This window comes from Zeaxanthinibacter enoshimensis (genome assembly GCF_004362865.1).
Taxonomy (GTDB): domain Bacteria; phylum Bacteroidota; class Bacteroidia; order Flavobacteriales; family Flavobacteriaceae; genus Zeaxanthinibacter; species Zeaxanthinibacter enoshimensis.
Genome location: NZ_SNYI01000001.1, coordinates 1,385,967 through 1,399,107 on the forward strand (window position 1 = coordinate 1,385,967; position 13,141 = coordinate 1,399,107).

4 protein-coding genes are annotated in these 13,141 nt (G+C 38.1%); 3 read left to right on the forward strand and 1 reads right to left on the reverse strand.

Features of this window, described 5'->3' with window-relative positions; genetic code table 11:
* The first annotated feature begins 12 nt into the window (after positions 1–12).
* Genes CLV82_RS06015 through CLV82_RS06025 form a run of 3 tightly spaced genes read left to right on the forward strand, consistent with a single transcriptional unit; the run spans position 13 to position 8,912 of the window.
* Positions 13–3,546 (forward strand): DEAD/DEAH box helicase, encoded by a 3,534-nt coding sequence (locus CLV82_RS06015; protein WP_133643373.1) that lies wholly within the window; start codon positions 13–15, stop codon positions 3,544–3,546.
* Positions 3,533–8,230, forward strand: a complete 4,698-nt coding sequence (locus tag CLV82_RS06020) for a DarT ssDNA thymidine ADP-ribosyltransferase family protein (protein WP_133643374.1) — start codon at positions 3,533–3,535, stop codon at positions 8,228–8,230. Before CLV82_RS06015 ends, CLV82_RS06020 begins: the two co-directional genes overlap by 14 nt.
* Positions 8,220–8,912, forward strand: a complete 693-nt coding sequence (locus CLV82_RS06025; protein ID WP_133643375.1) for a macro domain-containing protein — start codon at positions 8,220–8,222, stop codon at positions 8,910–8,912. The genes CLV82_RS06020 and CLV82_RS06025 overlap by 11 nt, the downstream gene beginning before the upstream one ends.
* A 6-nt stretch (positions 8,913–8,918) precedes the next feature.
* On the opposite strand, the gene CLV82_RS06030 is transcribed toward CLV82_RS06025, so the two are convergent.
* Positions 8,919–12,746 (reverse strand): ATP-dependent DNA helicase, encoded by a 3,828-nt coding sequence (locus CLV82_RS06030; protein ID WP_133643376.1) that lies wholly within the window; start codon positions 12,744–12,746, stop codon positions 8,919–8,921.
* Positions 12,747–13,141: the final 395 nt, after the last annotated feature.

The window sequence follows — 13,141 nt, forward strand, 5'->3', positions numbered from 1 at the left end:
TAGCACCAACCCATGAAAGAATTCCAAGTATGGCAATCGTATATTGATGCCCTTAACATTCTCACCGAGCAGTACGAAAACCCTTTTCGAATAAAGGTGTTAAAAACTAAAGAAGAAGGGGTCATAGACTGTAGGTTTGTGGAAGAAGATCAGAAACGACTTGTTTATGAAGCGCTAACGGGAGTTTTCAAAGATTTAACATTTGAGGACGTCCGTTTCAAAGAAAATCACCTGCTTTACCCGACATCTGGGAGGCTTAACAGGACTAATGACGCCAAGGATACCCTAGATAACCTTGCACGGGCACATCACTTTACTTATTCGCTAAATCCCGGATTTTCAGCAACCATAAACTATACCCATAATCACTTACAGGAATTATTCGATCAAGTAGGAATTAAGGAGAGAGCAAAACTCGATAAGCCGGTTTACCTCACCATTGAAGAAATAGAAAAGATAGACGGCGTTCTTGAAGACTACCCTGAAGTTACCCGGGCTACAGATATAGGGGCGGTCTTTCAGTTAGAAATGAAAGATGAATATATGGCGCGGCAGTGTGAACATACCCTGAAGTTCATATGGAAACATGCAGGAGTAAAGCCGGGAGCTGTGAAAGTAGATTCTTACGATATCTATTACAAGAACAAGTATTTTTTCAAGGATTTTGTCGAGGTAATTAAGGAGAGTACCCCATATTACAACACCATTCATTTAGTCACTTATGAAATACAACCAGATGCTTTCAATGACTTCTTAAAGACCAAAAAACACCAGAAGGTGTTTTTTAGGTCAGAGCCCCATGCTAATGATAATTCCAATAATAAGAGTCAGATATTACCCGACCCTCAAGGAAATAAATTTGTCCGAAGATTTAAAAATGATATTGCAAAGGAGGAGTTGAATGACGAAATCAGACATTTTAAAAGGGTTCTAGGGCGATTTTTTAAGGAAGAGGATATCACCGTAACCCATGAACAAGTATTTAGAACCTCCGGGAAGCAGTTGTTCAACTCCTATATTGAATATATTAAAGCTTCACTGCCGGAAACATACCAGGTAAGTCTGAATTCAGAGACGCTTTCTTTTGACTTTCAATCGGCAGAAGAGTTAGATAAAAAGATTGAAGCACTTGAAAGGTATTCCTGGATTAATCTAAAGCAGCATGAGAATGGCCATAAATTTAAGGTGTACTTTGAAGTAAGTACGCCTTTGGTTGACTTAGAAAGGCGATTGTCAAAATCTTCTAAAATTAAAGCGGTCCTAAATAAAGACCAGAATCAATTACAGGTTTTTGGAATGTTGGCTGATCCTGCCCAGCAAGAGATTCTTAAGGCAAAAATTCTAAATGAATACGATAAAATTGATGTGAAGTATTGTAGCCTCAAATGGAATGAGATCGGGAATGGATATTTAAAATACTTCTTGCACTTTGATGAAGAATCCTTTCAAGAATACACTGAAAGAAAGTTCATGAAATTGAGGGGGGGGCTAGTTAAAGATTACGAGTCTGAGGCTCCTTTTGGGATGATTCGCTATGTAAATTACCCCTACCTCGAAATCGAATTAGAGGTGGATAGTGAGGAGATACTTTTAGAGGAGACTTTAACCGTTGCGGGCTCTCTAAAGGGAGAGAAAGATAAAATAAAACGCCTTTACGATGCTATTGAGGCTATTCAAAGCGATTCCTCAATATCTATAGTAAATCCGAATCTTAAGGATGGACTTATTGATTCAGCCGAGGTGAAATATGACGTTGATGAAATTAAAAGGACCTTGGAGTATTGCAATTTGTACCGAGAGGTGGAGGCCGACTTACTCAGTAGTTTTATCAATGAGAGTCAGAAAGAGGCCATCGCCAAATCACTATTGGCTGAGGATCTTTTTGTGGTCCAGGGACCTCCGGGTACCGGGAAGTCTACCGCTATTGCCGAATTGATCTGGCAACACATTCGATTGCAGGGCGCCCACCAAGAAAAATATAAAATATTAGTGACTTCAGAGACTAATTTGGCGGTGGATAATGCTTTGGATAAGCTTCGAAGTGATAGACATATGCTAATTAAACCTATTCGTTTTGGATCGGAAGATAAATTGGACCGGGAAGGATGGCGATTTTCGTTAGAAGCCATTAATGCCTGGGGTAAAGATGTTACAGCTTATGAAGATACTTTAATTGTGGACGATTGGGTAACATTAATTAGCGATCGAAGTGAAGAGCAAGCTCAAAGTGGTTATTTAAAGCTTTGGAAGGAACACCTTTTAGAAAAAGATAAAACGGTTAGGGAATTTTTTAGCCAAGCCTATTTGAAGCACTGTAATGTGGTCGGAGCTACCTGTAGTTCTATTGGAAAGCTTAACTCAGAAGGAAGGTTTACCCGCTTTTTTCAGGATTACTGCAACGTTTACCACGCAGAAAAATTAGAAAGTTATAAGTCTGATAGAAGTTGGAATACTATAAAGGCTTTGAATGGATTGAGTGTTGAATTTGACTTGGCCATACAAGATGAGGCTTCAAAAGCTTCACCACCGGAACTTATGTTACCCTTTGTGTTTACTAAAAAAGCAATCGTGATTGGTGATCACCGCCAATTACCACCTATGATCGACACTAATGAGTTTATTGACAGTCTGGAATATTTAAAAGCTAAAGCTCAGGAAGGGGAGCAGCGTCAAAAAATTAAACGCTTACAGAGGTTTATAAAACGGAATTCCAGGTCATTTGAGATTTCTCATTTTGAGCGTTTGTTCAAAGGAATTCATCAAAATTACAAGACAACCTTCGATACACAATACCGTATGCACCCGGCCATTAATGAGACTATAAAACAATTTTACAAAGGCGATTTTGAAGGAGGAAAAGATCTCGAATGTGGCCTGGACATGAATTGTGTAGACGATCCTAACCTGGATAATATACAAAGCCGTTACCATGGAATTACCAATAAGGCAGATACTCATGTGATGTGGTTTGATGTGAATACTCCGGAAGTAAAGCAAGGAACCAGTCGTGTTAATCCCGGAGAAGTGGAAGCGATAAAATGGATTGTTGAAAGATTAAAGGGAAACGAGCGTTACAAGCATTTTGTCGACCATTGGGGTGATCATTTACAAGCAGAAAAGGAGTTGGGAATTATTACTTTTTACGGTGCTCAGGCTAATTTGCTAAAGAAAAACTTGCCGCAGGATATTCAGGCTAGGGTATCTCCAGTAGATCGATTCCAGGGAATGGAACGCAATATTGTGATCGTCTCGATGGTCCGTAGTAATCGTTTAGCAGAACATCCGGGTCAGGAACCGGATTATGAAATGTTCCCCGATTTGGGCTATGCAAAGAATACCAGCCTGGGATTCGCAGAATCTCCCAATAGGCTCAATGTAGCTTTGTCCAGGGCAAAAAGACTATTGATCGTGGTGGGTAATAAAGACCATTTCAGCAGTAAACAAATTTATAAAAATGTTTATGAGACCATCTTGAAACATCCTCAGGGAGAGGTTTGGTCGTTTAGTAAGGGAGATCTAAAAAAGGTGAGGAATGGAAATAGTTGATAGGATATGCCATAAAGGCTTGGTAAAATTAGGACTTAAGAATTATAAGTTGAAATACCGGAAGACTGAAGCGCTCACCAAGTACGAACAGGCAATTATTGGATTACTTCATGAGCAGGGTGGGCTAATGGAATGGAAAGAATTAGGGGAAATCTTAGGTTTTGCTGTAGCTGAGAATTTGGATGAAGGCGTAAGAAAGGACTATGCCGAAGTGGGAATTTTTGAAAGTTACCTGGATGCTTTACAAAAAGTCCATTTAATTAGTAGGGATGAGGATTGTATTCTGCTATCCGAATGGGGTGAGGTAGCGGTTCAGGAAGGGGTAAAACACCTTTTTTATAATGGCCTCATTCGAGTGCCCGGATTCATGGAGTTGCAACAACCCGATCCACCTATAATAGTCTCCTTCGCAGAACTCGGATTGGAGCTGCAGTTAGAAGAAGTAAAAGAATTTGAATCTCCCTGGCCTATAGCATCCCGCATGGAGGCCGTCGATGATGATGATGTTAATAGGCTTATCAATATGGGCTTCCATTTTCAGAAAAATATTTTTATCGATGTTATCGAGGAATCGAATGGAGCACTAAGAAAAGATGTGGATATCAATTTTGAAATGGATGGAAAGCTCCTGAAATGCTACTTTGAGGATCATTTTATAGCGTCACTTACAGATTTGTTTAATTATGAGGGCAATGAAGAATTAGCTAAGGAGGTTAAATTGCAATTAGGCCTAAAAGCCTATTTAGAAAACAATAAAGCCTATCGTTTAGATGAGCTTTTGATATATGAATCGATCATCAATTGGGATGTCTTCTTTGAAACTTATGATGAGGAATTTGATTGGAAAGCAACCACATTAAGAAAGCTCGGGGAGCTTGGCGTTTCATCTAAGCTAATTTCCCAACATTCCCCCGAAGATGTGCTCTATGAGCAATTAGAAGAAAGTGTCAATGTAGTCGATTGGCCAATTATTACTGGACGGCTTTCCCTGGATTTTATTTTAACCCATTTACCGGAACTGTATTGGGATGCAACCGTTTTAGCAGAGCGTATCACTGTAGAAGTATTTAAAGATTACTACCTGGAATTAAAAGCTTTGTCAGACTTCCCCTTCACACAGTATTACAGACAGTTGGACAAGGAATTTCTCTCAGAACAATTTGACCATTTACCAGATATCACAGCATATATCACACGATACAAGCCAAACTGGCTTGCAGAATTCTTAGCTCTGTACCCAAATGGCCCATGGAATTGGACACAGATTGGTCAAAATATGCCTCTGGAAGATTTATTTTCATTATCCGAAGAGCATAAAGTACATTTCCCATCGATACTCGTACTACAACAAATTATTACGGAGGAATTACACATATCAGGAGACGAATTTGGTGCGCTTATCAATCGTATACCTAAAGCGGATAATAATCCTTTATTAAATAGGCAACACCCGTCCAACATGAACCTTGCGGAGTTAAAGCTCCTGGATGGGAAAAACTTGATTTTTTGGGGAGATAGCACCGTGCCCGGCTACGAGATGAATACACATCAGGAATGGAACTACGAGATAATTGATTATTTCCAGGATAAATGGAATTATCCAGAAGCCATACAATTTCTCGAAGAGCATTTGCAAGATGTAGAGGTGATTAGAACCATACCCTTAAATTGGAATTATTCAGGAATTTCAAAAAATGCTTATCTCGTCAGTGAAAAGCAGGTTTTAGAGACCTATGGTGCCAAGCTTGACCCTAATGAGGTGATACAGGTATGGTCTCCTAAGGATTGGAAAAGGCATTTGCCTTGGGCACTATCGCGGTTTGATGATATTTATAAGGAACATTGGGTTGAGTCAGCTTCTTCTACAATAAGTATTGAAGATGTATTGTGTCATCAAAAGGAATGGATTGAGGAGATAAATGAGGCCGTTGAGTGGGATCTAATAGTGTTTAATACAAAGATTTCATTTTTGCATGAGCAGATGTGGGAGATATATGAAGTACTTCTAGAATTGGGTGTTTACGAACGGGTTAAAACCCCTCTGACCTCAAAATTAAATGTAGAGTTTCAGCTGGAAAATTGCGATTTTGATTGGGATTGGAAGGTTGTGACGGAAAATGCCTTAATAAAAGATATCCTTAATGAGGAATCCTTGTATGAGTTTGCACATTTGTGGTACTGGAATGTAATTCTCGAAAATTATTATACTGAAGAAGATCTTCTCAAAGCTCATAAGTTACCGGAAATTGCAACACTTATTGCCCAATCGGAAAACGAAGAATTTATCGATAAGGCCTGGAGATACATTACCGAAAACTACCCTAAACATTTATTGTGGGAAGATATTGGAAAGACTATCGCGATGCAGGATATTTTCAGGTGGGATTGGAATCTGATTAGTAGTACAAATCGAATATCCCTGGATAAAAATACCTTATCGCACTACAGGAATAATATCAATTGGGATCTTTTATCAGAAAATGAAGTAATTAATAAACTGTTTTATAAAGACACCGAGCTATTTGATGGCACTAATGATTGGATAGAGTATGTTCTGGGATATTTGATCGAATTTAAACAGTATTGGAACTTTCAGGGTTTGTCCAAGGTTTCTAATATCACCTGGAATGAGACCATTATCCAAAAATTTAAAGATCATTGGGACTGGCAAATACTTTCCTCTTCGGCATCAAACTTTCTGACCACAAAAAAGGGTAATAAAGTAAAATATAATACAAAGATATTTAGTAAGTATATCGATCAAATCGATTTTAATGTGATCTCGCAACGAGATGACATCCAATTTGACTTAGAGTTTGTTAAAAAATATGATAATAAGTCTTGGAATTGGAATGAACTATCAGGAAATCCTGCGGTTAAATTGGATAAAAAGGTTTTACTGGGGGACTTAAAAAATAAGCCTTGGAATTGGTTTTCCTTATCCCAGCATCCCGATTTAGAATTTGATAATACAGATCTTCTGGAAATGCATGATAGGGATTTAGATTGGGGGTATTTTTCTTCTCAAAACTGGATCAACGCAGAGACGGTTTGTGCCCTCGAAACAAAACCTTGGGATTGGCATCAACTATCGGTCAACCGAAATCTTCACCTCTCTACAAACCTACTTAGAATATTTGCTACGAATCATGCTGATGAGGTTTCCTGGGAGGCTGTTTTAAAGAATGTTAATCTGGATTTGAATGATGAAAATCTGATGTTGCTATCTGCCATAATCGAAGATAATTCACATTGTTGGGGGATCCTGAGTTCACACCCTAAATTAGATTTCTCCAATTTAAAGGCCGATCATCTTTTAAAATATTCTTCTTACTGGAATTGGGAAGTGCTGCTAGAAAATTGGAAATTGGATTTTAATGATGTGGACAACTTAAAAAGGTATGTCTCTTTTATCGATTGGGGTGAATTGTCGAGACACCATAAATTCAGTCCGACCTTTGAAATTCTTGAGGCATTTAAAAACCTGTTAGATTGGAGATTCCTTTCGCCTAAGGTGCTTAATGATGTTTATAAAATTGAAAGATTTAGTCAATATGTCAACTGGGAAGTGATTTCCGAAAAAATGGACTTCGATGGAAAGCTGCCCTTTGTGAAGCGTCATATTGCTAAATTCCACCTCTCCCGGCTACAAAACAACCCCACCGTGCCCCCGGAAATGGCAAGGTTTATCAAAGAGTACCTAAGGGCTAATATTGAAATTAGGTTTGTAGAAAAATTAAAGGAACAGGGTGGTCCTTGGGCTGGTAATGTATATCATTTTACGCACCTTACTAATGCCTTGGCAATTATTAAGAATCGAAAAATTTTAAGTAGAAATAAGGCATCTGGTGGTGGTTTTAGTGATGCTGCAGGATCTGTCGTAAAACGAAGGGATGAGGCCCATAATTATGCCCGTTTTTACTTTCGCCCCCAAACTCCTACTCAATTTTATAATGAATGTTTAGGAAAAGACTTTCAGACTAATAGTTTCGAAAAGGCTAAAGATTTGGACTTGCCCAAATGCCCGATTCCAGTTTTCTTCAAGTTCGATCTTCAGGAAATATTGAGTCAAATAAAAGATAAATGTTTTATAAGCGATGGAAATTTGCAGACCAATTGGGCCAAGATGGGTACAATTCAGAAAATGATACTTCACTTTGATTTTGAGGATGTTTATAGCACTATTGAACATACTTCAGATGATAATTGGAAAACATACTTAAATAAATCACAGCAGGAATTTTTGGTTCGCGATGAGTTTAATTTTTCGAATCTAACCAATTACGAAATTCTTGTAAAGACGCAAGGAGACTTACAACAACTGAAACAATTGTTAAGAAATGATCATGAAATCCTCTCTAAGTTACGAGTGGCTAATGGAAGGGATAAAATTTTCAACAATCAGAATAGAGAGATATACTATACTATTAATGAAAATAAGTTGCAAGTTGATACAGATTACCTAGGAGATGGAAAAGTAAAAGGTAATTTTGTAATTGATCTGAGCAATTCTCGTTATAAAGTACGAGGAGGCACTGTTACAAATAGATTAGGAAATCGTATAACTTTTTATCCAGACATTGAGATCGAATTCAAATCCGAGCTCTGTTTTTCTGTCAGTTTTAGTGATGAGTTAACCAATAAAGAACCCTGGGAGGTAATCAAATACTGTAATGTCCATTAACTTTAAGAAAGGAAATATCTTCAATTCCAATGCGCAGACCCTGGTAAATACCGTAAATTGTGTGGGGGTTATGGGTAAAGGGATCGCCTTGGTATACAAGCTGAGGTACCCAGAGATGTTTGACATTTATAAAAAGTATTGCAAGGATAAGTACATCGACATCGGTAAACTCTGGATTTACAGAGGAGAGGAAGGAGCACCCTGGGTACTTAATTTCCCAACCAAGAATCACTGGAAATTTCCAAGTAGAATAGAATATCTCGAAAAAGGCCTGGAGAAGTTTCGGAATACCTATGCCGAACAGGGCATTACCTCCATAGCTTTCCCGTTATTGGGTGCCCATAATGGTGGGTTGGAAAAGGAAGAGGTCATGGAGGTCATGACGAGGTATTTATCTATGTGTGATATTGAAGTAGAAATCTACGAATTTGACCCCTCTATTCCCGATGATTTATTTGAGCATTTCAAGGCCAATTGGCAGCAGCTCGACAAGGCCCAAATTAAGGTTGAGACTAAGTTGCGAATGGATAAGATTAACTTAATCACGGAGGCCTTAGAGGACACTACCATCCGGTCGATGATGGATTTAATCAAACTCAAGGGAATTGGCATTAAAACCATGGAAAAGTGTTTCTCCTTTGTAATGAAGGAAAAAAATTCTCAAACTACTTTATTTGATTAGTGCTATTTAACGGGCAAATACTTTTTCAATTATTATATCTATTTCCTTCATAGAGATGGAGCCTTTAGTTTCACCTCCTTCTACCTTAGATGGTTTATCTTCAGTAACTATTAAGGTTCCATTTTCCCCTCCACCTTGCTCATAGGGTAGGATGTTATTCTCTATATACCATTGATATTTCTCATCCCACCTTTTTTTGTATTCCGCGTCAAAAAGCATTCCGCAATGCTCCCAGTAGTAAATCTCACCTGTATTATCATTTTCAATGGTAAAATCAGGAAGTTTTTCTACTTCCTTAATCACAAGTTTTTTCTCGTAAAGTGGATTCAATTTTTTATCTAATAACCTCTGATAGATAAGAAGTTCACTTTTTGATCGTAACATTTTCCCATCTGTGGCTTGTTGAATTAGGTTTTTCTCTAAATATTCTCCTTCAATTTCTACTAATTCAGGCTTTTCAAATAAGTTGGTCATCCGTTTTAAAGCGTCAGATTTTGTTGGAGAGGCTAGTTCTTTAATGTCAAATGAATTCCCTTGCAAAAGCAGTATTACCTTATCTTTTTGCCGGGTAAGGGCCGTATATATCATTTCCCTTGACAGTAAAAAGCAAGGATTTGGAATGACTATAAATACCTTTCCGAATTCACTACCCTGTGCTTTATGTACAGTTAAGGCATAAGCCAGTTCTAAGGGGTTATTTCCTTCTTCTGCAAATTCATAACCTTTAAAAGTATATTTAAATCCCTTTTGAGTTGTGAATTCAATCTCAGTATTTTTAGGTCGTCCCGGAAATTTCATTTTCGAAGTTTTAAATTGCCCAATCACTGTGCCGATTTCGCCATTTGCAATATAATTTATGGAGTTGACCGATGGCCAAACAGCATTTCGTTTAGAATTGACCAGGTTAATAACTTTATCCCCGTAAACAATTTCTTCGAGACCAATTGGTAAAGGAATTTTACTGAATTTGGTTCTTGCATATTCTACCTTGTCCTTGCGAAACTGTTTATGAATCTTTCTATTAATTGCACGTACTCCATAAATTTTTTCTCGAACCGGAGATAGAATTTGCCAGGATTCTACTTTTTTAACTGCTTCCCTAAAATTAAAATAGCGTCCATCAGAGGATCCCAAAGACTTGTTGAAAGTTTCAACATCCTCTATTGAGGACATTTTTAATTCATCTACCAATATTGCATTAAAGAGCTTTTCGAAATCTGATTCATTTTCCCAGTGTTCAATTCTAAGATATTCTGTATTTGGAGTATTAATGAGATGATTGATAATACTATCCGCTCCGGGTTCAAGTGGTTCCCCACTAAACCATTCTGCAAGTTGAATGTCTTCCCTTTTTGCACCTCCTTGACGACGTTTTATATTTAGCTCTGCATAACCTCTTCCTATTCGTGGAAATTGCGATTCAATTTGATTAGGTCTCAAATGATGAATAATATCTAGAAAGGGGCGACCCGCACCTATGGGAGGAAGCTGTCTATGATCACCCACTAATATAAATCGTTTAACACCTTTCAAACAATCTAGAGTTGTAGCTAACATTTCTTCAGTAAGCATGGAGGCTTCATCTAAAATGACAGTCTGATAGGTGCCTTCGCAATATTGCTCAGATAATTTATATTGTTGAATTTCCCCGTTGTAGCGCCCAAAGGGAATTAGAAATTGTGCTAATGTTTTGGCAGTAACCTTAATGTTCCTTGCTACCTCTTCCATCCGTACCCGTGCTTTTCCTGTTGGAGCTAAAAAAAGAACTCCGTTGGATTCAATTTCTTCATGACCGGCCAGAATCGTTAATAATGTAGTTTTACCGGTTCCTGCAGGACCTATAAGAACCGAGAACCGATTCTCTGCAATTTCACGAAGTGCGATCGCTTTTTCTTCTCTGGCCCTTTTCTCCTGTTCATCCGGATCACCTTCTGTATGTTCTGCTAAGGCTTTGTTGAGTAATTCTTTCCAATTTACTTTTATGGAATGTCGTTTAGCCTGAATTCTTTCACTTACGTTTTGACTTATGATTGTACGGGTTTCTCGGTAACGGGCAAGTTGATAGGCCACTTCCCCGTTCTTCATCTCTTCGTTTACAATGTCAAGGTCAAAGCTTTCTTCGGCAAGTTCATAATAATCACTATTAATTTCGCAGGGAGGGGTTATAGCCAGATCTCTAATTTTTTTTATCAGTTCTTTGCGAGGCAGAAGGGTGTGGCCTTGTAATGAAGCATATTCCAATTGTTGAATTGTAAGCGCCCTAATTCTATTGAGGTCATATGGGTCTTCAAGCAATAATTGATCAGGTAATAAATTGTTCTCGGCTACCTTTAAAAATAATCCTAAATCAATTGTATTAAGCGAAACTGGGTTTAGCGTCTGCCTTAAATCTTCGTAAATTAAATATGGGTTTCTAAGATATTCTTCATCTTTCCTATTGACCCCGATTTTCTCTCTTTCTTCTTGTACAAAAAGTGTTTTAGCTTGTTCAATACTTAGGTCAAATCGGCTTAGTAAGTGCAAGTACTTAATTCGAACTGGTTTGGATTTTTCTTTTAAACGCTTATATAGTTTTTTAGCTATATAGGGAATTAATTCATTAATCCTATCAGATAAAATACCTTCAGGGGAGTCCAGTACTTTCTCAAATAATTTCCATGGATTTTCATTTTCATCCTTAAGCTTATTTATGATTTCTGCTGCTACAAAATGTCCTTTTTCAATTCCAAATGCGCATAAAGCAGCTCCCATTCCGGGATAATGACCTCGGAGTTTTTCCAACTTCGCAATTTCATCATGTATCCATTTAATAGAAAAGGAATTATTTTCACCAATGCCTAATTCCTGAGCTTTCTCCAAAGATTTAACACAATCTAACAGCACTCGTATAGCACTATCATTGCTAACATGTTCTGAAGCATATGAAAATTCAAACTGCTTATCACCAGGCACAATAACGACTAAGTCGGCAACATCGAAACTCGGATTTTCCTTTTGGTAATTGATGGCTTCGTGATACGGTAGCAAGAAGCCGTCTTTATGGTGCTCTCTGATGGAATGCATTATCATATGCTCCCAATATGAAGCACCGAAGCGTTTGTTGCTGCCTTCGTATTGTCCGGAGGGTATTATTTTATTGATTCTACCCACTCCCGCTAATACCCTTCCTGACTCTTCCACAAACGGCATTTGTTTGGTATAGAAAAACACCAAGGAGGTATCCTCTTCGAGATGCTCAAAAAAGCAATTAAGTAAAGCTCTTTGATTTTCAGTTTCCTGCACCCAATTGTCGTTGCCATTCTTAGCCCAACTCAGTCTGGGTTCTCTATTCAGATCAAAGTTTAAATCAAATACCTCCGCCTTTTCCATTGCGTTTCCTTTAAGGAGCCAATGGTAAGGTACAGCAGCGCCCGAATAAGCTGGGAAATTTACGGTAGTTGGTTTGAGGTGTCCATGTGATTCTGGAGAACTTTTTGCATAAGGATGCTTTAAAGTTCTTGTAAAAGAGAAGGGAGCCATGAATGTAGCACGCTCCCCAATGCAAACTGGAAAATTCTCCTCCTCTAAATTTTCAATTGATTTTCCAGCTAGAAGCTGTTCTTTTTCATCATCTCTGTTTAGTGCACAATTTTTTAGAACCAAACAGGCACCGTTGGCTTGTGGGTTATTGCAAATTGTCCCATTCCACTTGTTGTCATGCCAAGGAACTCGAATGGAAAGATGTTTTAAGGGGTAACGTGGATTATGCGTCATAATGAAAGATATATTTTGAAAGGGATCTTCGGAGAGCGATAAGTTATATAATACTTTTAAAAAAGATATTGACCAACACATGGGATGAGTGGTATAACCTTTTTCGAACTATTTAATTTACTTAGGAATTTAAATGGGGAGTTAAAATAGCGAAAAAAAACTCAAGTATGGATTTTGTGAAAAGTTATCTTCTATAAGTTATATGACTAACATTAGTTTCTAATCATTACCATATCCCAAAAACGCCCCATCCGGATCCTTCCCAATAGCAAATAGTAGCCCGGCGGTTTCACACAACCCGTGGCGTGAATGCCGTTTTAATGTCGGTCTTTGATTTTAGGAACTCTACCTCGGAATAATGAAAGGTGGGGTAATTCTCTTCGGATTGCGTAATCAACCCTGTGGGCGGAACGCTTTTCTATTGAATCCTGGGATTGGTGTTAGGGAGTGAGAGAAGAATACCAAGATTCTGTAGT

What these genes read in the sequence shown, in the direction of transcription:
- CLV82_RS06025 (WP_133643375.1), top strand. Translation starts at nt 8,220, where the DNA reads ATGTCCATTAACTTTAAGAAAGGAAATATCTTCAATTCCAATGCGCAG.
- CLV82_RS06030 (WP_133643376.1), bottom strand. Translation starts at nt 12,746, where the DNA reads ATGTGTTGGTCAATATCTTTTTTAAAAGTATTATATAACTTATCGCTC.
- CLV82_RS06020 (WP_133643374.1), top strand. Translation starts at nt 3,533, where the DNA reads ATGGAAATAGTTGATAGGATATGCCATAAAGGCTTGGTAAAATTAGGA.
- CLV82_RS06015 (WP_133643373.1), top strand. Translation starts at nt 13, where the DNA reads ATGAAAGAATTCCAAGTATGGCAATCGTATATTGATGCCCTTAACATT.